Source organism: Nocardioides sp. 31GB23, from assembly GCF_040012395.1.
Lineage (GTDB): Bacteria > Actinomycetota > Actinomycetes > Propionibacteriales > Nocardioidaceae > Nocardioides > Nocardioides salarius.
The window spans coordinates 1-24,251 of record NZ_JBDYKJ010000038.1 but is presented as its reverse complement, the minus strand read 5'-3'; the positions used below and the strand labels follow the sequence as shown (position 1 = coordinate 24,251).

The window sequence follows — 24,251 nt, the reverse complement described above, 5'->3', positions numbered from 1 at the left end:
TCGTGGCCGACGCTAGAGGGGACCGCCGACAAGTCCGACCCGGAGCCCCGGGCCTGTGGAGGACGGCGTCCTGCGCGTCACCTGTGCACCCACTCTATGCCGAACACCTGTTCGAGGTGGGAGGTCAGGTCGGCGTGTCGGCAGTGCGTCGGGCCCGGCGGGCCCGCAGCACCGACGACACCAGCACCACGACCACCACCAGCCCCACGAGTCCCAGCCACCCCAGCGTGTAGTCGCGGTCCAGCAACGTCTGGTTGGTGGGGTCGGTGGTGCGGCCGAAGCCGCCCAGCACCGGCACCGCGACCAGGGTCAGCGCCCCCAGGACCACCGCCCCGGCGACGACCGGTCCGCGCGCGAGCGGCGGGACCACCCGCGACACCACCAGCCCGAGCAGCAGCAGCGCGACCGAGAGCACCACGTCGTGCACCAGCACCGCCCCGCCGGCCCACACCGCGGCGTCGAGCACGTCGGCCGGCTCCCGGCGCGACCACAGCAGCCAGGCGCCGTACGCCGTGACGAGCGCGCCGACGCCGCCCAGGACGAGCCGCCCGGGGCTCACGTGCGCACCTCGACCCGCGCCAGCCACTTGGTCTGCAGCACGCCCGGGCGGTTGGGCGCGATGAGCCGCGCCGGGTAGCCGTGGTCGAGGTCGAGCTCCTCGCCCGAGAGCCCCAGGGCGACCAGGGTGCGGTCGTCGTCGACGAAGCCGGACTGCAGCAGCGTCACCCGGAACGGGCCCGACTCCTGCAGCGAGGTGAGGACCACCTCGGCGTCGCGCGGCGCCTCGACCAGGTCGAGGAGGTCGCGCAGCCGCACGCCCGACCACGTGCCCGAGGCGCTCCAGCCCTCGACGCAGGCGATCGGCAGCTCCTCGGTGCGCTGCGGCAGCGCGAGCAGGTCGTCGCGGGTCAGGGACACGCTGCGGGTGTCGTTGACGACCTCGAGGCGCCACCCCGGGTCGCGGGCGGCGTCGGTGACCCCGGCGTCCTCGGCGGTCTTGTTGATCGGCACCCCCTGCGGACCCTCGCCCGAGCGCACCGCCAGCACCGAGACCCGGCGCAGGAGGGGCACCGTGGAGCCGGCCGTGGCCAGCACCACCGCTCCGGTGGCCAGCCAGGTCGCGCGCAGGAGGCCGCGGCGGCTCAGCGGGCCCGGCCGGGTCGCGCCCGGCCGGTCGAGCTCGGTGTCGTCGACGTCGTGGGTCAGGGCGTGGCGCACCAGCGGCAGCTTGACCGCGACGTGCAGCACCAGCGCCCCGATGGCGATCCACGCCATCGCGTAGTGCGTGGAGCGGAAGGAGAAGGCCCAGGGGTACCAGTGGCTGATGTTCTGCAGCCCGGTGACCAGCAGGAACAGCGCGGCCCCCACCAGCAGCAGGATCGAGAGCTTCTCGGCCAGCTCGACGACCAGGCGCCGCAGCCGCAGCGAGGGCCGGGCCAGCAGCAGCGGGTAGACGGTCCAGAGCTTGACCAGCAGCAGCGGCACCGCGGCGGTGCCGCTGATGACGTGCAGGCCCTGCGTGAACCGGTAGCCCCACGCCGGGCTGGTCGGGAACGGGACCGGCTGGGAGGGGTTCTGCGCGTAGTGGCTGACCAGGCCGGTCAGGAAGGCCAGCCCGAAGCAGACCGCGAGCGCGGTGCCGACCCGGGCCGAGACCGCTGCGCTGCGCAGCCGCGACGAGAAGGAGTGCTGGTCGGGCAGGCTCGGGGGTGCCTTCACGACCCCGACCCTACGACGCTGTCCTCATCGCGTGGCGACCAGCACAGCGACCCACCGGGCGCTGGCACCCAGGACGCCGCAGGAGCGCACGACGAGACCGGCCTCGCGGGCCACGTCGTGGATGTCGTCGACCCCCACCACCGACCACAGGAACGGGCGGCTGCGCACCTCGCCGGTCTCGAGGCTGACCCACCGGGTGCTCATCGCCACCCCGGGCGCGGCGAGCTCGACGACGACGCGGCCGTGGCCGAGCACCAGGTCGCGGGTGCGGGCCAGCAGGGTGGCCGGGTCGCCGCCGATGCCGACGTTGCCGTCGGCCAGCAGCGCCGTCTCCCAGCGCCCCTCCCCGGGCAGGGTGTCGAAGAGGTCGCGCTGCAGCGCGCTCGCGCCGCGGCGGCGGGTCTGCTCGACGGCCTCGGGCACCACGTCGATGCCCAGCACCGCGTGGCCCAGGCGGGCCAGCGCCGCGGCCATCCGGCCGGGCCCGCACCCGATGTCGAGCGTGGGTCCCTCGCAGTGGCCCAGCAGCAGCAGGTCGTCGGGGTCGGCCTCGCGGGTCCACTCCCCCATCGGCAGGTCGGAGGGGCCGCCGTCGAGTCCCACGACCCGGCAGGCGTCACCGCGCAGGGCCCGGGAGAAGACGCTGGTGAAGGGCTCGTCGCGCGTGCTCACGAGGGCATCCGCCCGCGCCAGGCATCGCCGAACCGGCTGCCGGGCGCGACGGCGGCCAGCACCGCCTCGGCGTCGGCGACGGTGTCGACGTCGTTGAGCGTGGCGGTGCCGGCCACCGACAGCCCGGCGCCCAGCAGCGCCGTCCTCGTGTCGTCGTACGTCGTCGGGGTGGACATGGCGACGCCGGCGAGCACGGCGGCGTCGGCCGGGTCGCGCAGGGCCAGCACCCACCAGCCGCCGTCGTCGGCAGGGCCGAGCACCGCGTCGTGGGTGGCCAGCGGCGCGGCCGCCTCGAGGAGGTGCGCGGGGCTGACCTGCGGGGTGTCCATGCCGACCTGCACCACCGCTCCCGGACCGCTGGCGGCCACGGCGGCGTGGGCGTGGGCCAGCCGCTCGTCGAAGCCGTCGCCGACCTGGGGCGTGGTGCGCCAGCCCGCGGTCGCGGCCAGGATCTCGTCACCGCGCACGGCCTCGGCGAGGTCGCCGGCCAGGCTGAGGTGGCAGCGCTCGGCACCCACGGCCGCGGTGGCGGCCTCGATCGTGTCGAGCAGGCAGGCGGCGGCGACCTCGGCGGCGGCGTCGTCGCCGATGTCGGCGCCCAGTCGGGTCTTGACGCGACCGGCGACGGGGGCCTTGGCCACGACCAGCACCCGGGGCGGCACGGCCGGGTCGTGCTCGGCCGTCACGAGAGCACCTTCCAGAAGTCGCGTGCGGTGCGCAGGGTGCCCTTGACCGAGCCGGACACCTTCGACCGGGTGCCCTCGGCGCGCGGGTGGTAGGCGACGTCGTGCTCGCTGACCCGCCAGCCGGCGATGGTGAGCTTCTGCAGCAGCTCGACGGGGTAGCCGAAGCGCCGGTCCTCGACGCCGAGGTCGAGCAGCGCCTGGCGGCGGGCCACCCGCATGGGGGCGATGTCGTGCGCGGCCATCGCGATCCTCCGTCTCAACCAGGCGACGATCAGAGCGTTGCCCAGCCGGGCGTGCCACGGCCACACCCCTCGGGTGACCGGTCGCCGGCGCCCGACGGCGACGTCGGCGCGCCCCGAGGTGACGTCGTCGAGCAGCACCAGCAGCTCGTCGGGGTCGAAGCTGCCGTCGCCGTCCATGAACGCGACGTAGTCGTGGGTGGCGGCCAGCAGGCCGGCGTGCACCGCCGCGCCGTAGCCGGGCACGCTCTCGTGCACGACGGTGGCACCCAGCCGGGCGGCGATCTCGGCGGTCGCGTCGCGCGAGCCGTTGTCGACGACGATGACGGCGAACTCGGAGGGGATCCTCGGCAGCAGGGCCTCGAGGGCCGGGCCAGCCGGTCCGCGCACCCGTGGGCCTCGCCGCCGCTGCACGGCTTCTGGGATCCCAAGCTCGTGGGGCCGGGCACCGCGCCCGCGCTGCTCGTGGGGCTCCTGGGCCTGACCTGGCTGCCCCGCCACGCCGCCGTCGCCTCGTGGGGGCGCCTGCTGCTGACGTCGTACGCCGTGGCGCTGGCGTGGATGCTCGCGCTCGCGTTCGTCGACGGCAGCGAGGGGATCTCGCGGGTGCTCGACCACTCCAGCGAGTACCTGCCCAGCGCCCGCGAGGTCGACGACGTGCCGCAGATGCTGCGCACCTACGCCGACCGCATCCCCTACAGCCACCCCGACAACTGGCCCACCCAGGCGGCGGGGCACCCTCCGCTCGCGCTGCTGTTCTTCGTCGGTCTGGTGCGGGTCGGCCTCGGGGGCTCCTTCGCGGCCGGGCTGGTGGTCACCGCCGTCGGGGCCACGACGGTCGTCTCGGTGCTCGCGCTGCTGCGCACCCTCGACGCCGAGGTGCTCGCCCGGCGCGCCGCGCCCTTCCTGGTGCTCTCCCCCGCCGCGGTGTTCATGGCCGTCTCGGCCGACGCGATCTTCACCGCCGTGACCGCCGCCGGGCTGGCGCTGCTGGCGCGGGCCGCGGTGGAGCGCGAGCGCCGGTGGATCGGCTGGGCGGTGGGCGCGGGGCTCGTGCTCGGCTGCAGCGTGCTGCTCTCCTACGGGATGGCGCTGATGGGGCTGGTCGCGCTCGCGGTGCTGGTGGCGGCCCGGTCGTGGCGCCCGCTGCCGGTGGCGGTGGTCGCGGCGCTGGTGCCCGTGCTGGCCATGGCGGCGGCCGGCTTCGCCTGGTGGGAGGCCTACCCGGTGCTGACCGAGCGCTACTGGGACGGCATCGCCGCCGACCGGCCCGCCTGGTACTGGATGTGGGGCAACCTGGCCGCCCTGGCCGTCAGCGCCGGCCCGCTGGTCGGCGCGGCGCTGGCGCACGCGGGCGCCCGTGCCCGGCTGCTGCGCGGCGACGCCCTGGGCGTGGGCGCGCGGGCGGTGGCCGTGCTGGTGCTGGGCGCGGTGCTGGCCATCGTGGTCGCCGACGTGTCGCGGATGAGCAAGTCGGAGGTCGAGCGGATCTGGCTGCCGTTCATGCCGTGGCTGACGATCGCCGTGGCGCTGCTGCCCGATGCCTGGCGGCGCTGGGGCCTGGCGCTGCAGGTCGCGTGGGCGCTGGTGGTCCAGCACCTGCTCTACACGTCGTGGTGACCCGGCCCGACGGGAAGTTCGGGCCGGGTCGGCGTGAGATCTGGGCCGGGTCGGCGCGACGTCAGGGCCGGGTCAGTCGCGCAGCGGGGCGGTGGCGAAGGCGGGCAGCCCCTGGTCGGGGTGGATCTCCGCGGTGAAGCCCAGCTCGTCGGCGGCCCGCCGGGGCGAGGCGACGACGTGGCGCACGTCGCCGAGGCGGTAGCCCCCGGTGACCTCGGGCGCGATGTCGCTGCCGGTGCCGCGGGCGACCAGCGACGCGACGTCGCGGATGCCGATCGGGTGCCCCGAGGCCACGTTGTAGGCGCGGTGGTGGCCCTCGGGCTCCCCGAGCACCGCACGCAGCGCGGCCACGTTGGCGCGCGCGACGTCCTCGACGTGCACGAAGTCGCGCACCTGCCGGCCGTCCTCGAAGACCTGGGGCGCCTCGCCGCGCTCGAGGGAGGAGCGGAACATCGCCGCCACGCCCGAGTAGGGCGTGTCGCGCGGCATCCGGGGGCCGTAGACGTTGTGGTAGCGCAGCGACAGGGCCGCGGCGCCGGCCTGGCGCACCCAGGCGATGGCGTAGTGCTCCTGGGCAACCTTGCTGGCCGCGTAGCTCGAGCGCGGCTCGAGGCGCGCGTCCTCGTCGACCAGCGCCCAGGCCAGCGGCTCGCCGCAGACGGGGCAGGGGTTCTCGAAGCGGCCGGCCTCCAGCGCCTCGCGGGGACGGGTGGCCGGCACCTGCTCGCCGTGCTCGGCGCAGGTGTAGCGGCCCTCGCCGTAGACGACCATGCTCGAGGCCTGCACCAGCCGGTGCACGCCCGCCTCGTGCATCGCGGCGAGCAGCACCGCGGTGCCGAGGTCGTTGTGGCCGGCGTAGAGCGGCAGGTCGGCGACGGTGACGCCGGCGCCGACCATCGCGGCCTGGTGGCACACCACGTCGACCCCGCGCAGCAGGTCGGGCCAGGCGTCGGCGTCGCGCACGTCGAGCTGGTGGGTGCCGGCGGGCGCGCTGGTGGCGCCGTGCGCCTTCTCGAGCATCAGGTCGACGCGCACCACCTCGTCGCCGGCGGCCTCGAGCCGGTCGGCGATCGCGCCGCCGATGAACCCGGCCGAGCCGGTCAGCAGGACCTTCACCGGGCGGGCACCTGGTAGGTGAGCTCGAGGTCGTCGGCCCAGGTCGAGCAGGAGCAGCCGTCGGGGTCGGGCAACGCCTCGATGGCCGCGGCGAGCAGCCCGGTGAGCCGCTCGAGGTTGGCCTTGAAGCGGGCGAAGACCTCGGCCTGGCCGACCCCCTCGCCGCTCTCGGCACCGGCGTCCATGTCGGTGACCAGCGCGATCGGGGTGTAGCACTGCAGCATCTCGCGGGCCAGCGCGGCCTCGGGGTGCCCGGTCATGTTGATCAGCGACCAGCCCTGCTCGGCGTAGTGGCGCGACTCGGCGCGCGTGGAGAAGCGGGGGCCCTCGACGATGACCATCGTGCCGCCGTGGCGCACGTCGTCGGCCGCCCCGGTCACCGCCCCGGCGAGCCGGCCGCAGTAGGGGTCGCCGAAGGGCAGGTGCACCGCGCCGCCCTCGACGTACGACGGCACCCGGCGGTAGGTGCGGTCGACCATCTGGTCGGGCACCACCACGTCACCGGGCGCCACGTCGGCGCGCAGCCCGCCCACGGCGCAGGGCGCCAGCACCTGGCGCACGCCCAGGGAGCGCAGCGCCCACTGGTTGGCGCGGTAGGGGATGGTGTGCGGCGCGTACTCGTGGGAGGTGCCGTGGCGGGGCAGGAACGCCACCCGCCGCCCGGCGACCGTGCCGATCGAGACCGGCGCCGAGGGGTCGCCGTACGGCGTCTCGACGCGGACCGTCTCGGGGTCCTCGAGGAAGGAGTAGAAACCGGTGCCGCCGATCACGGCGACGTCAGCACGCGTCTGGCTCATGGGCGTCACTGTGCCAGGTCGGCCGGGGCCCCCGGGGCCGCCACGGGGGTGAGGCGGTGTGCGGCCACGCCGGCGCCGAGCACCACCAGCGCGAGCCCGACGGCGGTCAACGAGAGGGCCGGGTAGCCGGCGAGCGCGACGACGACGCCGGCCAGCCCGCCGCCCGCCGCGGCGACCAGGTTCATCACCAGGTCGGCCGAGCCCTGCACGTCGGCGCGGGCGTCGAGCGGCGCGTGGTCGGCGATCAGCGTCGAGGCGGCCACCGTGGCGAAGGACCAGCCCAGCCCCAGCAGGAAGAGCCCGCCGAAGATCTGCCACGAGGACCCCTCGGGCGCGGCCGCCGAGAACCCCAGCGCGACGACGAGGACGCCGCCGCCGGCGCCCAGGGTGAGCGGGCGGCCGGCCGTGTCGGCCAGCCAGCCCACCAGCGGGGCGAAGGCGAACATGCCCAGCACGTGCACGCTGATCACCACGCCGATGACTCGCAGCTCGGCGCCGCCGTGCTCCATGTGCAGCGGCGTCATCACCATCACCGCGACCATGGCCGCGTGCGCGCCCGCGAGCGCGACGACCGCGGCGAGCAGCACCGGGCGCTCGCGCACCGACCGGCGGACCCGTCCCCACGAGGTGCCCGAGGGGACCAGCCCGGCGGTGCCGGCGACCTCGCGGGCCACCAGCAGCGGGTCGGGTCGCAGGAAGGTGCTGACCACCGCGGCGGCCAGCAGCATCCCGATGCTGCCCAGGGCGAAGGGACCGGTCAGCTCGGGCAGACCCAGCAGCCGGGCGAGCGCCGCGGCGGGGCCGGTCAGGTTGGGCCCGGCCACGGCGCCGATGGTGGTCGCCCACACCACGACGGCCAGCGCCCGGCCCCGCTGGGCGGGCTCGGCCAGGTCGGTGGCGGCGTACCTGGCGGCGTTGTTGGCGGCGGTGGTCGAGCCCAGCAGCACCGCGCCGAGCAGGAGCAGCGCCATCGAGCCGATGCTGCCGGCGACCACGGCGAGCACGGCCCCGCTCGCGCCGAGCAGGTAGCCGGTGGTCAGGCCGGGCCGGCGCCCGTGCAGCGCCATCACCCGGGCCAGCACGTAGGAGGCCAGGGCGGCGCCGAGCACCTGGAAGGTCTGCGCCAGCCCCGCCTGTCCCTCGCTGCCGGAGATGTCGCGGGCCAGCAGCGAGGCGGTCGCGATGCCGATGGTGATGCCGACCGCGCCGACGGCCTGGGTCACCACCAGCGTGGCCACGGTGCGCCGCTGGAGGGCCGCCTGCCGCACCCCGGGCGTGGTCACCGGTAGCGCTCGGGCAGCTCGAGCACGCGCCAGACTGCGGCCCAGACCCGCTTGGGCTCGATGCCGTCGTCGATGGCCTGGCGGGTGGTCCGGCCGCCGAGCTCGTTGATCACGAACAGCTCGGCCCAGGAGCCCGACGACTCCCTGCCCAGCGCCTCGTCGAGCCGTGCCCAGAACTCCGTGTGCCTCACGTGCCCATTGTGCGGGGGCTAGGTGAGCAGCAGCGAGTCGAGGCGTCGCCGGGCGACCAGGAGCCCGGCCAGCCCCATCGCCACCAGGTAGACCACCGAGACCGCGGAGTCCCACGTGACCACGCCCGTGGTCAGCTCGCGGCACAGCACCACGCCCCGGTAGAGCGGCGTGGCCTCCACGACCCAGCGCAGCACCCCGGGGTAGGTGGTGACCGGGAAGAAGGTCGCGGAGAACAGGAACATCGGCAGCGTCGAGAGGGTGACCAGCTCGAAGTCCTGCCAGGAGCGCATGTACGTCGTCAGCGCCATCGCCACCGCGCCGAAGGCCAGCCCGATGAGCAGCGCGGCCGGCAGCACCAGCACCGCCCACCACGACGAGACCAGTCCCATCGACAGCATCACCAGCAGGAAGCCGAGCGAGTAGACACCTCCGCGCAGCAGCGACCAGGCCAGCTCGCCGCGGGCGATGTCGGTCGTGGTCAGCGGCGTGGCCAGCATCTGGTCGAAGAGCTTGGAGTACTTGAGCTTGAAGAAGAAGTTGAAGGTCGAGTCGAGCACGGCGCCGTTCATCGCCGACGCCGCGAGCATCCCGGGCGCGACGAACTCGGCGTACGGGATCTCGCGGCCGCCGACCTCGAAGCCGCTGATGAGCGCGCCGACGCCGACGCCGATCGAGAAGAGGTAGAAGACGGGCTCGAGGAAGCCGGTGGCGAAGATCCACCAGACCCGGCGGTAGGCCAGGAAGTTGCGCTGCAGGATCAGCCCGGTGCTCGCGGTCACCACCATGTCGCCGCCTCCCCCACGGGGCCGCTCACTGCTGCATCCGTCGGGCCAGGCGGCGCACGGCCCACCACCAGCCGAGCACGACCAGGGCGAGCAGGTAGGCCACGTGCACGGCCGCCATCGACCAGTCGGGCACGCCCAGCACGAGCATCCGGGTCAGGTCGACGCCGTGCCACAGCGGCGTCGCGCGCGCCAGGGCCTCGAGCGGCGCGTCGAGGTTGGCGACCGGGAAGAAGGCACCGGAGAAGAGGAACATCGGGATCATCCCGAGCCGGAAGACCAGCGAGAAGGCCGTCTCGTCGCGCAGCCCGGCCGCGAAGGCGTAGAGCGGCACCGCGAAGGCCATGCCGAGCAGGACCTGCACGACGAAGGCGCCCAGCACCCCGGGAGCCGACTCGTAGACGCCGAAGGGCGCCGTGACGGCCAGGAAGACCGCCGCGGTCACCGCGACCCGGAAGGCCACGAAGCCCAGGTGGGCCAGTGCGATCTCGCGCACCCCGAGCGGGGTGGCGGTCATCGAGAAGTAGGTCTTGTTCCACTTCACCATCGCCATCACCGGGTAGGTGACCTCGCCGACGACGGTGGTCATCGAGGTCGCCGCGACCAGGCCCGGCACCACGAAGGCGAGGTACGACGTCGCCCCCTCGAGCGTGGCGGGGTCGGCCTCGACGAAGCCGCCCAGCAGCACCCCCATCGCCAGCACGTAGAGCAGCGGGGTGATGAACGAGGAGACGATGCTGCCGCGCCAGGTGCGGCGGTAGACGGTGGCCCAGTAGTCGACCAGGCGCAGCGCGCCGCGCAGCGTGCTGGTCGGGGCGCTGCCCGCGGACGGGTTGCTCGGTGCGGGGCTGCTGGGTGCGGGGTTGCTCATCAGTCGACCAGGGTCCGTCCGGTCAGGCGCAGGAAGACGTCCTCGAGGGTGGCGCGGCGCACCAGGGTGGCCACCGGCTCGAGACCGCGCTCGTGCACCTTGGCCAGGGTCTCCTCGCCGTCGGCGGTGTAGAGCAGCAGCCGGTCGGGCAGCACCTCCACACGCTCGGCGAGGTCGGCGACCCGCTCGACGTGCCGGTCGTGGCCCGCGCCCGGCTCGGCGACGCCGAACCGGAGCTCGGCGACCTCGCGCGTCGAGTGCTCGCGGATCAGCTGCAGCGGCGACCCCTCGGCGACCACGAGGCCCTTGTCCATCACCACGAGCCGGTCGGTCAGCTGCTCGGCCTCGTCCATGTAGTGGGTGGTCAGCACCAGGGTCACGCCCTGCTGCTTGAGCCGGAAGAGCCGCTCCCACACCACGTGGCGCGCCTGCGGGTCCAGCCCGGTGGTGGGCTCGTCGAGGAGCAGCAGCTCGGGCGAGTTCACCAGCGACCGGGCGATCGTCAGGCGCCGCTTCATGCCACCGGAGAGGTCGTCGACGCGGGCGTCGGCCTTGTCGGTGAGCTGCACGAAGTCCAGCAGCTCACCGACCCGCTCGCGCACCTCGCGGCGCCCCATCCCGAAGTAGCGGCCGTAGACGTAGAGGTTGTCGCGCACCGACAGCTCGGTGTCGAGGGTGTCCTCCTGCGGGCAGACCCCGATCCGGGCCCGGATGGCGGGCCCGTCGACGGCGGGGTCGAGCCCCAGGATGCGCAGCCGCCCGTCGGTGACCGGCGAGACGGCCGCGACCATGCGCATCGTCGAGGACTTGCCGGCCCCGTTGGGGCCCAGGAAGCCGAAGGCCTCCCCCCGCTGCACCTCGACGTCGATGCCGCGCACCGCCTCGAAGGCGCCGAAGCTCTTGCGCAGCCCACGGGCCTCGATCATCGGGTGCCCGGGGGCGCTGTGGTCGCTGTGGTCGGGCACGCGGACACTCTAGGGACTCCTCTTCGGGGCGCCCGGCAGACACCACGGCGACCAGCGACTAGGTTCGCGCGGGTGGTCCGCACACGTGAGGAGACCTCCTGATGGGCATCACCGACGACGCCTCGCGCCTGGGCGTGCTCCAGGTCGACGGCACGGCGTACGCCGTCACCCGCGCGCGCCGCGGCGACGTGCCGGCGCTCGTGTCGCTGCTGGCCGACGACGAGCTGGGCCGCGGGCGCGAGGGCGGCGACCTGCAGCCCTACCTGCGGGCCTTCGCCCGCATCGACCGCTCGCCCGACAACCTGCTGCTCGCGGTGCGCTCGCCGCAGGGCGAGGTGGTGGCCACCGCGCACCTGACGATGCTGCCCGGCCTGTCGCGACGAGCGACGCTGCGGCTGCAGGTCGAGGCGGTGCGGGTGGCCTCCTCGGTGCGCCACCTCGGGCTGGGCACCGAGCTGCTGGAGTGGATCACCGGCTACGCCCGCAGCCACGGTGCCGGGCTGGTGCAGCTGAGCACCGACCGGTCCCGCCCCGGCGCCCGGCGCCTCTACGAGCGGCTCGGCTACGTGGCCAGCCACGACGGCATGAAGCTGCACCTGACCTGACGGGTGGGACCCGTTGTCGGTGCCGTGGGCCAGACTTGCCCGGTGCCCGACGTCGTCGCCCCCCACGCCGCCCTGGAGCGCTTCAGCGAGCCCACCCGCACCTGGTTCGCGGCGGCGTTCGCGGTGCCCACGCCCGCCCAGGCAGGTGCGTGGGAAGCCATCGGCGCCGGGCGGCACGCGCTGGTCGTCGCCCCGACGGGCTCGGGCAAGACGCTGAGCGCCTTCCTCTGGTCGATCGACCGGCTGCTCACCGACCCCCCGCCCAGCGACAAGCAGCAGCGCTGCCGGGTCCTCTACGTCTCGCCCCTCAAGGCGCTGGCCGTCGACGTCGAGCGCAACCTGCGCGCCCCGCTGACCGGCATCCGCCACACCGCCGCGCGCCTGGGCACCGAGCTGCCCGAGGTGCGGGTGGGGGTCCGCTCGGGCGACACCAGCGCCGCCGACCGGCGCAAGATGGTCACCGCGCCCCCCGACGTCATGATCACCACGCCCGAGTCGCTGTTCCTGATGCTCACCTCGCAGGCCCGCGAGGCGCTGCGCGGGGTGCAGACGGTGATCGTCGACGAGGTGCACGCGGTCGCCGGCACCAAGCGCGGGGCCCACCTGGGGGTCTCGCTCGAGCGGCTCGACGCGCTGCTCGACCGGCCCGCGCAGCGCATCGGCCTGTCCGCCACGGTGCGCCCGGTCGAGGAGGTCGCCCGCTACCTCGGCGGCACCGCCCCGGTCGAGGTCGTCTCCCCGCCCAGCGAGAAGCAGTGGGACCTGTCGGTGGTGGTGCCGGTCGAGGACATGACCAGCCCCGGCGGGGCCTTCGACGACGCTCCCGGCGACGACGACCCGGGCGGCGGCGCCGAGCGGGTCTCGAGCATCTGGCCGCACGTCGAGGAGCGCGTGGTCGACCTGATCGAGCAGCACAGCTCGACCATCGTCTTCGCCAACTCCCGCCGGCTCTCCGAGCGGCTGACCGCCCGGCTCAACGAGATCGCCGCCGAGCGTGCCGGGGTCGAGCCCGCGCCGGGCGACAAGGTCCCGGCCCAGGCGATGGGCCAGTCGGGCGCCACCGAGGGCAGCGCACCGGTGATCGCCAAGTCCCACCACGGCTCGGTCTCCAAGGAGCAGCGCGCCCTCATCGAGGACGACCTCAAGCGCGGCCGGCTGCCGGCCGTGGTCGCCACCAGCAGCCTCGAGCTCGGCATCGACATGGGCGCGGTCGACCTCGTCGTGCAGATCGAGTCGCCGCCCAGCGTCGCCAGCGCCCTGCAGCGCGTGGGGCGCGCCGGCCACCAGGTCGGCGAGGTCTCGCGCGGCGTGCTGTTCCCCAAGCACCGCGGCGACCTGGCCCAGACAGCGGTGGCGGTCGAGCGGATGCGGTCGGGGGCGATCGAGTCGCTGCGGGTGCCCACCAACCCGCTCGACGTGCTCGCCCAGCAGGTCGTCGCCGCCACCGCGCTCGAGCCGTGGGGCGTCGACGAGCTCTTCGAGCTGTTCAAGCGCTCGGCGTCCTTCGCCGGGCTGCCGCGATCGGCGTACGACGGCGTGCTCGACCTGCTCGCCGGGCGCTACCCCAGCGACGAGTTCGCCGAGCTGCGCCCGCGCATCGTGTGGGACCGCGTCACCGGCGAGCTGACCGGGCGCCCCGGCGCGCAGCGGCTGGCCGTCACCAGCGGCGGCACCATCCCCGACCGCGGCCTCTTCGGCGTCTTCCTCGTCGGGGGCGAAGGGCCGGGCCGACGGGTCGGCGAGCTCGACGAGGAGATGGTCTACGAGTCCCGCGTCGGCGACGTCTTCGCGCTGGGCGCCACCAGCTGGCGCATCGAGGACATCACCCACGACCGGGTGCTGGTGACTCCCGCCCCCGGCATCCCCGGGCGGCTGCCGTTCTGGAAGGGCGACAGCCTGGGCCGCCCGGCCGAGCTCGGCGCGGCGGTCGGCGCCTTCACCCGCGAGCTGGGGTCGATGCCGCGCGCCAAGGCCGAGGCCCGGGCGCGGGAGAACGGGCTCGACGAGTACGCCGCGGGCAACCTGGTCACCTACTTCCACGAGCAGCTCGAGGCCACCAACCTGCTGCCCACCGACACCACCCTGCTCGTCGAGCGCTTCCGCGACGAGCTCGGCGACTGGCGCCTGGTGCTGCACTCCCCCTACGGCACGCCCGTGCACGCTCCGTGGGCGCTGGCGATCAACGCGCGCCTGCGCGAGCGCTACGGCGTCGACGGCCAGGCGGTCGCCTCCGACGACGGCATCGTGATCCGGATCCCCGACACCGACGCCGAGCCGCCCGGGGCCGAGGTCGTGGTCTTCGAGCCCGACGAGATCGACGACCTGGTCACCCAGGAGGTCGGCGGGTCCGCGCTGTTCGCCTCCCGCTTCCGCGAGTGCGCGGCCCGCGCGCTGCTGCTGCCGCGCCGCGACCCGGGGCGCCGCTCCCCGCTGTGGCAGCAGCGGCAGCGCTCGGCCGCGCTGCTCGAGGTCGCCTCGCGCTACCCCTCCTTCCCGATCGTGCTCGAGGCGGTGCGCGAGGTCCTGCAGGACGTCTACGACCTGCCCAGCCTGATCGGGCTGATGCGCCGCGTCGACCGGCGCGAGGTGCAGGTCGCCGACGTCACCACCCACGCGCCCTCGCCCTTCGCGCGCAGCCTGCTGTTCGGCTACGTCGCCCAGTTCGTCTACGAGGGCGACTCCCCCATCGCCGAGCGCCGCGCCGCCGCGCTCTCCCTCGACCAGGCCCTGCTGGCCGAGCTGCTGGGGCGCGCCGAGCTGCGCGAGCTGCTCGACCCCGCCGTGCTCGAGGAGGTCGAGGCCGAGCTGCAGCGCCTCGCCGAGGACCGCCGGGCTCGCGGCTCCGAGGGCCTGGCCGACCTGCTGCGGCTGCTCGGGCCGCTCTCGCGCGAGGAGGTCGTGGCCCGCTCGGTGCCCGACGCCGACGTCGACGCCTGGGCCGCCGAGCTGGTGGCCGCCCGCCGCGTCGTCGAGGTGCGGATGGGCGGCACCGAGCGCTGGTGCGCCATCGAGGACGTCGGCCGCCTGCGCGACGGCCTGGGCGTGCCGGTCCCGCCGGGCACCCCCGACGCCTTCACCGACCCCGTCGACGACCCGATCGGCGACCTGGTCTCGCGCCACGCCCGCACCCACGGGCCGTTCACGGTCGACGACGTGGCGACCCGCCTGGGGCTGGGCACGGCGGTGGTCCGCCAGACCCTGCAGCGCCTGGCCTCCCAGGGCCGGGTGCTCGACGGCGAGTTCCGCCCGTCGGGCTCGGGCACCGAGTGGTGCGACGCCGAGGTCCTGCGCAAGCTGCGCCGCCGCTCGCTGGCCCGCCTGCGCAAGGAGGTCGAGCCGGTCGAGCCCGATGCGCTGGGCCGCTTCCTGGGCGCCTGGCAGCACGTGTGGGCGGCGGCGCCCTCCCCCGGTGGTCGGCCCGGTGGTCGGGCCGGCGGTCGCGGCGGCCTGCGCGGCGTCGACGGTGTGCTGTCGGCGGTCGACCAGCTGGCCGGCTGCCCGGTGCCGGCCTCGGCGCTCGAGCCGCTGGTGCTGGCCGCGCGCGTGCGCGACTACGAGACGTCGTACCTCGACGAGCTGACGGCCTCGGGCGAGGTGGTGTGGGCCGGGCACGGCACCCTGCCGGGCTCCGACGGCTGGGTCTCGCTGCACCTGGCCGACTCCGCCGAGCTGACCCTGCCCGAGGCGCAGGTGCCCGAGCACTCCGAGGCCGGGCAGGCGGTCCTCGACGCCCTCGCCGGCGGCGGTGCCTACTTCTTCCGCCAGCTCGCCGACGCCGTGCGCGCCGCCGGCGTCGAGGCCACCGACCAGGCCCTCTCGGCGGCGCTGTGGGAGCTGGTGTGGGCCGGGCGGGTCAGCAACGACACGCTGACCCCGCTGCGTGCGCTGACCCGCACCGGCACCGCCAGCCACCGCACGCGGCGGCCACCGCCGCGGGCCCGGATGGGCTCGCCGCGGATGGGCTCGACCACCGGCGCCGGGGCCCGGCTGACCCCGGCGCGGGGCGGCCCCCCGGAGACGGCGGGGCGCTGGGCGGTGCTGCCGGGCACCGACCCTGACCCGACCCGGCGCGCCAAGGCCGTGGCCGAGCGGCTGCTCGACCGGCACGGCGTGGTGACCCGCGGCGCGGTGGTCAGCGAGCGGGTGCCGGGCGGCTTCGCGGCCGTCTACAAGGTGCTCTCGGCCTTCGAGGACACCGGTCGCTGCCGTCGGGGGTACTTCGTCGACGGGCTGGGCGCCGCCCAGTTCGGCACCGCCGGCGCGGTCGACCGGTTGCGCACCTTCGCCGACGGGGCCGTCGGCGGCGACCCCGGACCCGGCGACCCGAGCGAGCGCGAACCACTGGCCATCGCGCTGGCCGCCACCGACCCGGCCAACCCCTACGGCGCCGCCCTCGCGTGGCCCGCGCGCGACGACGCCGAGAGCGGGCACCGGCCCGGCCGCAAGGCGGGGGCGATGGTCGTGCTCGTCGACGGGCGGCTGGTGCTCTACGTCGAGCGTGGCGGCCGCACCCTGCTGACCTGGAGCGACGAGCCCGACCTGCTGCACCCCGCGGCCGCCGCGCTGGCCGAGGCCGTCGGGCGCGGGGCGCTGGGGCGGCTGACGGTCGAGAAGGCCGACGGCGAGCAGCTGCTGGGCCGGGGCGACACCCCGCTGCGCGAGGCGCTGACCGCGGCCGGCTTCGTCTCCACCCCGCGGGGGCTGCGGCTGAGGACCGGCCGTGCCTGAGGGCGACACCGTCTACCGCGCCGCCCGGCTGCTCGACCGGGCGCTGGCCGGCCACGTGCTCACCGTCGCCGACCTGCGGGTGCCGCAGCACGCGACGGCCGACCTCGTGGGCTCGCGGGTCGAGGGGACCGTCTCGCGCGGCAAGCACCTGCTCACCCGGTTGCACCCGCCCGACGGCCCGCCGCTGACGCTGCACACCCACCTCAAGATGGAGGGCGCGTGGCGGGTGCTGGCGCCGGGGCGCCGCTGGTCGCGACCGGCCTACCAGGCCCGCGTGGTCCTCGGGGACGACACGGTCACCGCCGTCGGCTTCTCCCTCGGTGTCGTCGAGCTGCTGCCCACCGCCGACGAGGACCAGGTGGTCGGCCACCTCGGTCCCGACCTGCTCGGTCCCGACTGGGACGAGGAGGAGGCGCTGCGCCGGCTGCGCGAGGAGCCCGACCGCGAGGTGGGCGACGCGCTGCGCGACCAGACCCGCCTCGCCGGGCTCGGCAACATGTACGTCGCAGAGCTCTGCTTCGTCTCCGGCCTGCACCCGAGGCTGCCGGTCGGTGAGGTGCCCGACCTCGCGCGGGCGGTGCGCCGCGGGCGCCAGATGCTGCAGCTCAACAAGGAGCGGGCCGTGCAGTCGACCACCGGCGACCTGCGCGAGCGCCAGCGCACGTGGGTCTACCGCCGCGAGCGCTCGCCCTGCCGGCGGTGCGCGACGGCTGTCCGGGTGGACCGGCAGGGCCCACCCGGACGCGAGAGGGCGATCTACTGGTGCCCGCGCTGCCAGCCGGAGCCCCTCACACCCCCGCGTCCCGCGCCGGACGCGCCGGGGCCGCGCTGATCACGCCGACCCCCTCGATCTTGATGGTCCTGTTGCGCAGGGTCCTGACCTGCAGCCGGCCGGTCAGCGGGCTGGAGGATCGGGCGACCGTGACGACCGCACCGTTCTTGGTGCGCGAGCGCGACAGGTCGGCCTTCTTGAGCACCTTGCCGTCGAGCAGCACCCTGACCCGGCCGTGGCGGGGCGCCTTGGTGGCGACGAGCACGATCTTCGTCGCCCGGGTCACGTCGAGGCCGAGCACCTCGCCCCGGCTGCCGGTGCGCAGGAACCGCTTGGCGTAGTAGCGCCCGCCCCGGCGCAGCTTCCAGCCGTCGCTCTCCTGGGTGATCCGGTCGGCCGAGAAGGGCGTGCCGAAGGTCCGCGTCGCGGGGGTGGGGTCGGTGGCCCCGCCCGCGGAGCGGGCCGTGGCGCTGAAGCGGTGCGTGCCCTGGGTCAGGCCGCCCAGCCTGGCCTCGCCGTCGGCGCAGTCGACCTCTGCCCCGTCGAGGGTGCAGTCGTAGCTCGCCCCGCTGTCGTCGGAGGCCAGCTCGAAGACCACGGTGCCGCTGCGCGGGAAGGAGTCCTCGCCCGGGCCCGACCTGATGGTGGTGCTCGGCGCCGCCGCGCTGCCCGAGAGCACCGTGACGACGGTGTCGTCGGACCGGTCGTCGCGCGCGAAGCGGCCCACCAGCGTGGTGCCCACGGTGTAGGTCGTGCTCGCGCCGTCGACGTCGAGCAGGGCCGCGCACTCCGCGTGGCCCTGGGCGTCGGGGGCGTCGGAGCACAGCACCTCGCCGCCGTCGCGGTCGACGAAGGCGACCGTCGCCGTGGTCAGGTCGCCGGGCTCGCCGTCGTCGGCCTGGGCGACGCTCGCGCTCAGCACCACCGGCTGCGGGTCCTGGGTGGCCCGCACCGTGGTCGGGCCGGTGTAGTCGACCGTGCCGTCCTCGGCCAGCACCGTGACGTCGAGGCGGTCGGTGGCCTGCAGCCCGCCGGGCGCGGAGCCGGCCAGGGTGACGACCGCGTCGCCGACGTCGGCGGTGACCGGCCCGTCGACCTCGAAGCGGGCCACGCCGGGGCGGGCCCCGTCGGAGGTCGCCGAGACCCGGGTCGCGCCGAGCCCGGCCAGGCCGCTGACCTCGAGCGCCAGCTCGTCGCCGTCGACCTGGGCGGCGCTGAGCGTCACCACCACCGGCTCGTCGAAGGAGTCGCTGTGCTGGACCTGCTCGGTCTCGGAGCCGGCGCTGACCGAGAGCGAGGGCTCGATGGCGAAGTCGGCCCGGTTGACGTCGAAGAAGTAGTTGTCGACCGCCTCGACCCGCACCCGCGCGCGGCTGGTGCGCTCCTGCGGCCAGGTGACGTCGTGGCTGCCGTCGTTGGCCGTGCTCGCGGCCAGCTCGACCGGGAAGGTCGCGCCGCCGTCGGTCGACAGCGTGATCCGCACCTGCGGGGCGTACGCCGCCGCGGCGGTGCCGGCGACGTCCCAGGTGATGGTGCCCGCGCTGCCGCCGACCACGGTGGTCTGCGGCTGGCCCTGGCCCGGGGCGGGCTGGGAGGTGACCCGGAACGGCCCGGCCGAGCCCACGGTCAGGGCGACGTCGTCGTGCTGGGTGCCGCCGCCGGTGGGGAACTGGTCGCGGGCGGTGAGCCGGAAGCGCAGGGTGCGCGCGGCCGTCGGCAGCAGCTCGGAGAAGCAGTCCAGCACGGCGGGTGGGACCTCCTCGCCGCTCACGGCCGGGCAGGCGCCGGTGGCGGCGTTGGTGGTGCCGGCGAGCACCTGGGCCAGGTCGGGGAAGGTGCGAGACGGGTCGCCGCTCGCCTCGTTCTGGCCGGGCGAGTCGTAGAGCAGGGAGTCCTCGAGCGAGACGTCGGCGCTGGTGCCGAAGACCCGGAACAGCGGGCCGGAGGTCCGGCTGCTGGTCAGGGACCGACCGGTGGTGCCGCCCGTGTCGTTCTGCTCCCACAGGTAGAGCAGCGGATCGCCGTCGACGTCGCTGCCCGAGCCGGTGAGCGTGAACGGGGTGCGCACCGGGATGGTCTTGTCGGCCGGGGCGGTCACCGTCGGAGCGCGGTTGTCGGTGACGGTCGTGGTCGAGCCCTGGTTGGTGGCCGGGCCGCCCTCGACCGGCACGCCGACGTAGGCCGTGAGCGGGTCGCCCCCGGCGTCGGTGGTGTCGGTGACGGTGATGCGCGGGTGGTCGTCGGTGTCGGGCCAGCGCACGGTGAAGCCGCCGTCGTTGAGGCTGAGCACCGAGCCGTCGTACCCCTCGAGGGTCACGGCGGCACCGGTGAGGGCGCGCATCTGCTGGGTCACGTTGAGGACGTTGTAGGTCGTGGTGCCGCGTACGATCGAGGTCACGCGGTCCTCGTAGCGCAGGTTGACCGTGTCGCCGGGCGTGTCGAAGCCGCCGAAGGTGAGCGTCTGCTCCTCGCCGTAGCTCGTCGGCGCCTTGGTGACGTGGGCGGTGAACTCGTCGATGGTGCGCTGCGAGAAGTAGGGGTCGGTGTGCGGCTGCAGGTCGTCGGCGTCGCAGATGCCGGCGTAGGCCATCACCGAGGAGCCCGAGCCCGGCTCGACGGAGGTGCCCTGGTTGCGGTTCAGGCCCGAGCAGGCGCCCTGGTCGCCATCGAAGGTGTGGTTGCCGGCGAACTGGTGGCCCATCTCGTGCGCCACGTAGTCGACGGCCATGAAGTCGCCCTCGGGGAACGGCAGCCCGGTGCAGCCGCCGGCCTTGAGGTCCTCGCCCACGACGCCGAGGTAGGCCACGCCGCCGCCGTTGGTGCCGAGCATGATGTGGCCGACGTCGAACCGGTCGGCGCCGATCAGCTGGCCGGCGACGAAGACGTTGCGGTCGAGCAGGCCACCGGTGCAGCCACCGGTCTCGAGGTCGGCGGCCTCGAAGCAGGGGCTCTCGCCGCAGGGGCCGCCGGGCTCGGTGGCCTTGGCGGCGGTGTCGAGGTTGAGCGCCTCGCTGCCGTCGACCATCTGCAGGTGGATGGCCATGTCGTCGTTGTAGACCTGGTTGACGCGGTTCATCAGCGTCACCTTCTCGGCCAGCACCACCGCCGGGTCGGCGGGCTGGCCGCCGGTGCCGAAGTAGGCGGCGTACGCCGGGTCGGTGACCAGGGCCAGGGCGTAGGTGCGGCGGGTCACCGCGGCGCCGGGCTCGGTGCGCGCCTGGGCCACCTGGGCCGCTCGTGCTGGCGGGGCCGACCGGGTGGCCCTGGCGCCGGCCTGGTCGAGCAGCGAGGTGACCAGCCCGGACTCCTCGAGGTGCGGGCCCTCGGGGAGCGCGGAGCGGTGGTAGCTGACGTGCTCGGTGGTGCCGGGAGCGGTCACGACCGGGTCGAGGTACCAGGTGTCGCGACCCGACAGGCCGCGCACCGAGGCGTGCACGCCCATCGGCGTGACGTCGAGGCGCACGGTGCGCGCCGGGTCGTCGGCCTGGCGGCCCGCGAAGGTGCGGATGTCGGGGTGGGCGGCCTGGAGGCCGGCCTGCATGACGGGGTCCTCGACGACCTCGAAGGCCTGCAGGGTGCCGTCGGGGTCGGGCAGGCGCACGGTCAGGGGCTCGGCGCCGCGGCGGGCGGCACCGGTCGAGGGAGCCCGGTCGAGCCGGCCGGCCAGCGCGCTGACGTCGACGTCGAACGCCGTGAACTCGTCGGGCCGCACCCGCACCCGCTCGGCGGCGTCCTGGGGCAGCTCGAAGCCGGGCAGGGCGTCGAAGACGCCGTCGAGCACGGTCCTGGCCGGGGCGGCGGAGGCCGTGCCGGCGGGAGCGGCGGGTGCTGCGGAGGCGGGTGGCAGGGCGGCGACCAGCCCGAGGGCCAGCGCTCCCGCGGTCACCAGGTGGGGCAGGGTCGGGAACCGACGACGCATGGGGTCCTCTCGTCGGCGGCGCGCCCGGGTGCGCGTCCGCTCGTGGCGGCCCGAGGCCACCGGTGCGACAACGAGGGACAGTCCACCCGGTCACGGGGTCACGCACGGCGAAATCGCCTGTTCGGCGGGCCGTACGACGAACTTTTACCCGGCGGTGGTCCAGTCCGGCAGAGCCGACGGGCTCAGGCGGCGGAGGCGACGACGTCGTCGCGGCTGCGACCGGTGGCCGCGGGGCGCGGCACGATCGGCGTGGCGGCGCTCAGCGCCTCCTCGAGGGCCACGGCGTCGGAGACCGAGCGCAGCACCGACGACAGCGGCACGTCCAGGGCGCCGCACAGCGAGGCCAGCAGCTCCGAGGACGCCTCCTTCTGGCCGCGCTCGATCTCGGAGATGTAGCCGAGGCTGACGCGGGCCTGGGCGGAGACCTCGCGCAGGGTCATCCCGCGCTCGACGCGCTGCGCGCGGAGCACGTCGCCGAGCAACCGACGAAACAGCACCATGCGGATCTCCTGACTGCGCGAGCCCGACCGTCGAGGTCGGGCCTTCGTGGGGGCCAACACTAGCGGAGGTCCCCTTCTTCCCGGGCACACCCTTCCAGGATGTCGATGAGCACCGACACCGCCCGGGCGCACGTGTCGCGACGCACCTGCTCGCGCTCGCCGACCAGCGCGAGCCGCGACGACGTCAGCAGGCCCGGGCCGGCGACGCCGACGAAGACGGTGCCGGGCGGATGACCGTCCTGGCGCGTGGGCCCGGCGACACCGGTGGTGCTCAGCGCCCAGGTCGCGCCCGTGGCCGTGAGCGCCCCCGCGGCCATCGCCTCGGCGCACGGCGCCGAGACCACGCCGTGCTCGGCGACCAGCTCGGCGGGCACGCCCAGCAGCGCCTGCTTGAGCTCGGTGGCGTAGGCGACCACCCCGCCGACGTACGACGCGGAGGCGCCGGGCACGTCGGTGAGCAGCCCCGCCAGCAGCCCCCCGGTCAGCGACTCGGCGGTCGCCAGGGTCTCGCCGCGTGCCTGCAGCCGCGCGTGCAGCGCGGCCGCGGGGTCCGTCTCGTGGGCCATGGAGGTGAGCGTCGCACACGTAGGGTCGAGGCCATGGCTCTGCGCATCGAGGACTACGCCCTCATCGGCGACCGGCGCACCGCCGCCCTGGTCGGTCGCAACGGCTCGGTCGACTGGCTGTGCCTGCCGCGCTTCGACTCCCCCGCCTGCATGGCGGCCCTGCTCGGCACCGAGGGGCACGGGCACTGGCAGATCGAGCCCGAGGGCGAGTACGAGTCGAGCCGGCGCTACCTGTCCTCCTCGTCGGTGCTCGAGACGACCTTCCGCACCCCGACCGGCACCGTGACCCTCACCGACCTGATGCCCACCGGCGACGGACGCGCCGACCTGGTGCGCCGCATCCGCGGCGTCGAGGGGACGGTGCGCCTGTGCCTGCAGTGGCGGGTGCGGATGGAGTACGGCGAGGTGACGCCCTGGGTGCGGCGCGAGGAGATCGGCGGCGAGCAGGTCATCACCGCGGTGGCAGGGCCCGACCGGCTGGTCCTGCGCGGGCCGCGGCTGCCCGAGGCGCGCGACCACACGCACAACGACGAGTTCGACGTCGAGGCCGGCCAGGAGCTGACGTACTCGATGGTCTGGGTGCCCTCGCACCAGCGGCTCGACGAGCTGGGCGACCTCGAGGACCGGATCCGCGAGACGATCGACAAGGACGAGGACTGGGCGCGGCTGTGCCGCACCGACCTGCGCCACCCCGAGGCGGTCAAGCGCTCGCTGCTGACGCTGCGGCTGATGACGCACGAGGCCACCGGCGGCATCGTCGCGGCGCCCACGACGTCGCTGCCCGAGACCTTCGGCGGCTCCCGCAACTGGGACTACCGCTACTGCTGGCTGCGCGACGCCGCGCTCACGCTGGGCTCGCTGCTGGAGGCCGGCTACACCGACGAGGCGATGCTGTGGCGCGACTGGCTGCTGCGCGCGGTCGCGGGCGACCCGCACGACCTGCAGGTGATGTACGCCGTCGACGGCTCGCGTCGTCTCGACGAGCGCGAGCTCGAGCACCTGCCCGGCTACGAGGACTCGCGACCGGTCCGGGTCGGCAACGGCGCGGTCGACCAGCTCCAGCACGACGTCATCGGCGAGGTGATGGACGCCCTCGAGAAGGTGCGCGAGGTGATGGACGAGCCCGACGGGAACGCCTGGGAGCTGCAGAAGGCGCTGCTGTCGAGCCTGGCGGAGAACTGGGAGGAGCCCGACTGCGGCATCTGGGAGATGCGCGGCGACCTGCAGCACTTCACCCACTCCAAGGCCCTGGTGTGGGTCGCGTTCGACCGGGCCGTGCGGGCGGTGGAGAAGCACGGGCTCGACGGCCCCGTCGACGAGTGGCGCCGCCTGCGCGACGAGGTCCGCGAGCAGGTGCTGACCCGGGGCTACGACGAGCAGCGGGGCACCTTCACCCAGCACTACGACACGTCGGAGGTCGACGCCTCGCTGCTGGTGCTGGCCTCGTTCGGCCTCGTCGCGGGCGACGACCCCCGCATGCTGGGCACGATCCGCGCCGTCGAGGAGGACCTGCTGCGTGACGGGCTGGTGCTGCGCTACCGCACCGACTCGGGTGTCGACGGCCTCGAGGGCGACGAGCACCCGTTCCTGGCCTGCTCGTTCTGGTTGGTCGAGGCCTACGCCGAGGCCGGCCGGGTCGAGGACGCCACCGCCCTCTACGACCGGCTGGTCGGGCTCGCCAACGACGTCGGGCTCTACGCCGAGGAGTACGACCCGGGCACCGGCCGGATGGTCGGCAACTTCCCCCAGGCATTCAGCCACCTGACCCTCACCCAGGCCGCCTTCGCCCTCGCCCGCCACGCCGCCGACGTCTGAGCCGACCCGGCACCACTTCCCGCCGAGCCGGCACCAGCTCCTCCGCCGTTGGTCGAGCAGGGAGGAGCGCCAGCGACGACGGCGACCACCGCCGTTGGTCGAGCAGAGAGGAGCGCCAGCGACGAGCGACGCCGAGACCCCGTGAGGACCGCGCCCGCCGTACGCCATGGGCTCGCCGGGTTTCGAGACGGTTGCTGCGCAACCTCCTCAACCAACGCCTCCGTTGGTCGAGCAGCGAGGAGCGCCAGCGACGAGCGACGCCGAGACCCCGTGAGTGGCCCGCCCACCGCAACCACCCGCCGTACGCCATGGGCTCACCGGGTTTCGGCGTCGCTCGAGCCTTCGGCCCTCGCTGCTCAACCAACGGTGCCGTTGGTCGAGCAGAGAGGAGCGCCAGCGACGAG

The 24,251-nt window shown here is 75.0% G+C and carries 20 protein-coding genes; 5 read left to right on the top strand and 15 right to left on the bottom strand.

Going from position 1 to position 24,251, the window contains the following annotated elements; genetic code table 11:
• Positions 1-124: 124 nt before the first annotated feature.
• From ABKW28_RS13430 to ABKW28_RS13410, 5 genes are read right to left on the bottom strand one after another with little or no spacing between them, the layout of a single operon-like run.
• A complete protein-coding gene (locus tag ABKW28_RS13430; RefSeq protein WP_341229436.1) occupies positions 125-559 on the bottom strand; it encodes a hypothetical protein in 435 nt (144 codons plus the stop codon).
• Entirely contained in the window at positions 556-1,719 is a 1,164-nt protein-coding gene (locus tag ABKW28_RS13425) for a molybdopterin-dependent oxidoreductase (protein WP_204797123.1), read from the bottom strand. Before ABKW28_RS13425 ends, ABKW28_RS13430 begins: the two co-directional genes overlap by 4 nt.
• 24 nt (positions 1,720-1,743) lie before the next feature.
• Positions 1,744-2,391, bottom strand: a complete 648-nt coding sequence (locus ABKW28_RS13420; protein WP_193669298.1) for a class I SAM-dependent methyltransferase — start codon at positions 2,389-2,391, stop codon at positions 1,744-1,746.
• Complete coding sequence (locus tag ABKW28_RS13415; RefSeq protein ID WP_348610433.1) at positions 2,388-3,077, bottom strand: DUF2064 domain-containing protein; 690 nt, start codon at positions 3,075-3,077, stop codon at positions 2,388-2,390. Before ABKW28_RS13415 ends, ABKW28_RS13420 begins: the two co-directional genes overlap by 4 nt.
• Positions 3,074-3,706 carry a glycosyltransferase family 2 protein gene (locus ABKW28_RS13410; protein ID WP_348610430.1) on the bottom strand — a complete coding sequence of 211 codons (633 nt, stop codon included), beginning with the start codon at positions 3,704-3,706 and terminating at the stop codon, positions 3,074-3,076. Before ABKW28_RS13410 ends, ABKW28_RS13415 begins: the two co-directional genes overlap by 4 nt.
• 45 nt (positions 3,707-3,751) lie before the next feature.
• Between ABKW28_RS13410 and ABKW28_RS13405 the strand changes: the two genes are divergently transcribed.
• Complete coding sequence (locus tag ABKW28_RS13405; RefSeq protein ID WP_348610427.1) at positions 3,752-4,936, top strand: hypothetical protein; 1,185 nt, start codon at positions 3,752-3,754, stop codon at positions 4,934-4,936.
• Between the two features lie 72 nt (positions 4,937-5,008).
• On the opposite strand, the gene ABKW28_RS13400 is transcribed toward ABKW28_RS13405, so the two are convergent.
• From ABKW28_RS13400 to ABKW28_RS13370, 7 genes are read right to left on the bottom strand one after another with little or no spacing between them, the layout of a single operon-like run.
• Complete coding sequence (locus ABKW28_RS13400) at positions 5,009-6,052, bottom strand: NAD-dependent epimerase/dehydratase family protein (RefSeq protein WP_348610424.1); 1,044 nt, start codon at positions 6,050-6,052, stop codon at positions 5,009-5,011.
• Positions 6,049-6,849, bottom strand: coding sequence for an S-methyl-5'-thioadenosine phosphorylase (locus ABKW28_RS13395; RefSeq protein WP_341229927.1), 801 nt, complete (start codon positions 6,847-6,849; stop codon positions 6,049-6,051). The genes ABKW28_RS13400 and ABKW28_RS13395 overlap by 4 nt, the downstream gene beginning before the upstream one ends.
• Positions 6,850-6,854: 5 nt before the next feature.
• On the bottom strand, positions 6,855-8,132 hold the full coding sequence (locus ABKW28_RS13390) for an MFS transporter (protein WP_348610421.1): 1,278 nt from the start codon (positions 8,130-8,132) through the stop codon (positions 6,855-6,857).
• Positions 8,129-8,323: a DUF3046 domain-containing protein gene (locus ABKW28_RS13385; RefSeq protein ID WP_193669293.1), complete on the bottom strand. Its 195-nt coding sequence runs from the start codon at positions 8,321-8,323 to the stop codon at positions 8,129-8,131. The genes ABKW28_RS13390 and ABKW28_RS13385 overlap by 4 nt, the downstream gene beginning before the upstream one ends.
• An 18-nt stretch (positions 8,324-8,341) precedes the next feature.
• A complete protein-coding gene (locus ABKW28_RS13380) occupies positions 8,342-9,109 on the bottom strand; it encodes an ABC transporter permease (RefSeq protein ID WP_348610418.1) in 768 nt (255 codons plus the stop codon).
• Positions 9,110-9,134: 25 nt separating this feature from the next.
• Positions 9,135-9,977, bottom strand: a complete 843-nt coding sequence (locus ABKW28_RS13375) for an ABC transporter permease (RefSeq protein ID WP_348610415.1) — start codon at positions 9,975-9,977, stop codon at positions 9,135-9,137.
• Positions 9,977-10,903 carry an ABC transporter ATP-binding protein gene (locus tag ABKW28_RS13370; protein WP_193669398.1) on the bottom strand — a complete coding sequence of 309 codons (927 nt, stop codon included), beginning with the start codon at positions 10,901-10,903 and terminating at the stop codon, positions 9,977-9,979. Before ABKW28_RS13370 ends, ABKW28_RS13375 begins: the two co-directional genes overlap by 1 nt.
• 140 nt (positions 10,904-11,043) lie before the next feature.
• On the opposite strand from ABKW28_RS13370, the gene ABKW28_RS13365 reads away from it, so the two are divergent.
• Genes ABKW28_RS13365 through ABKW28_RS13355 form a run of 3 tightly spaced genes read left to right on the top strand, consistent with a single transcriptional unit; the run spans position 11,044 to position 17,107 of the window.
• Complete coding sequence (locus ABKW28_RS13365; RefSeq protein ID WP_348610412.1) at positions 11,044-11,547, top strand: GNAT family N-acetyltransferase; 504 nt, start codon at positions 11,044-11,046, stop codon at positions 11,545-11,547.
• Between the two features lie 42 nt (positions 11,548-11,589).
• Entirely contained in the window at positions 11,590-16,275 is a 4,686-nt protein-coding gene (locus ABKW28_RS13360) for an ATP-dependent helicase (protein ID WP_348610409.1), read from the top strand.
• Positions 16,268-17,107 carry a DNA-formamidopyrimidine glycosylase family protein gene (locus ABKW28_RS13355; RefSeq protein ID WP_348610406.1) on the top strand — a complete coding sequence of 280 codons (840 nt, stop codon included), beginning with the start codon at positions 16,268-16,270 and terminating at the stop codon, positions 17,105-17,107. The genes ABKW28_RS13360 and ABKW28_RS13355 overlap by 8 nt, the downstream gene beginning before the upstream one ends.
• Here the strand turns inward: ABKW28_RS13355 and ABKW28_RS13350 are convergent.
• From ABKW28_RS13350 to ABKW28_RS13340, 3 genes are all read right to left on the bottom strand, one after another.
• Positions 17,064-20,966, bottom strand: coding sequence for a M12 family metallo-peptidase (locus ABKW28_RS13350; protein ID WP_348610403.1), 3,903 nt, complete (start codon positions 20,964-20,966; stop codon positions 17,064-17,066). The genes ABKW28_RS13355 and ABKW28_RS13350 overlap by 44 nt on opposite strands.
• A 182-nt stretch (positions 20,967-21,148) precedes the next feature.
• Entirely contained in the window at positions 21,149-21,466 is a 318-nt protein-coding gene (locus ABKW28_RS13345; RefSeq protein ID WP_193669286.1) for a helix-turn-helix transcriptional regulator, read from the bottom strand.
• 59 nt (positions 21,467-21,525) lie between these two features.
• The gene (locus ABKW28_RS13340; protein ID WP_348610395.1) at positions 21,526-22,032 is read right to left on the bottom strand and encodes a CinA family protein; all 507 of its coding nucleotides are present in this window, start codon (positions 22,030-22,032) and stop codon (positions 21,526-21,528) included.
• On the opposite strand from ABKW28_RS13340, the gene ABKW28_RS13335 reads away from it, so the two are divergent.
• Positions 21,997-23,847 carry a glycoside hydrolase family 15 protein gene (locus ABKW28_RS13335; RefSeq protein ID WP_348610392.1) on the top strand — a complete coding sequence of 617 codons (1,851 nt, stop codon included), beginning with the start codon at positions 21,997-21,999 and terminating at the stop codon, positions 23,845-23,847. The genes ABKW28_RS13340 and ABKW28_RS13335 overlap by 36 nt on opposite strands.
• The last annotated feature ends 404 nt before the right edge of the window (positions 23,848-24,251 follow it).

Coding starts and splice junctions, on each gene's coding strand:
- ABKW28_RS13345 (WP_193669286.1), bottom strand. CDS start 21,466: ATGGTGCTGTTTCGTCGGTTGCTCGGCGACGTGCTCCGCGCGCAGCGC.
- ABKW28_RS13395 (WP_341229927.1), bottom strand. CDS start 6,849: ATGAGCCAGACGCGTGCTGACGTCGCCGTGATCGGCGGCACCGGTTTC.
- ABKW28_RS13375 (WP_348610415.1), bottom strand. CDS start 9,977: ATGAGCAACCCCGCACCCAGCAGCCCCGCACCGAGCAACCCGTCCGCG.
- ABKW28_RS13340 (WP_348610395.1), bottom strand. CDS start 22,032: ATGGCCCACGAGACGGACCCCGCGGCCGCGCTGCACGCGCGGCTGCAG.
- ABKW28_RS13365 (WP_348610412.1), top strand. CDS start 11,044: ATGGGCATCACCGACGACGCCTCGCGCCTGGGCGTGCTCCAGGTCGAC.
- ABKW28_RS13370 (WP_193669398.1), bottom strand. CDS start 10,903: ATGATCGAGGCCCGTGGGCTGCGCAAGAGCTTCGGCGCCTTCGAGGCG.
- ABKW28_RS13350 (WP_348610403.1), bottom strand. CDS start 20,966: ATGCGTCGTCGGTTCCCGACCCTGCCCCACCTGGTGACCGCGGGAGCG.
- ABKW28_RS13380 (WP_348610418.1), bottom strand. CDS start 9,109: ATGGTGGTGACCGCGAGCACCGGGCTGATCCTGCAGCGCAACTTCCTG.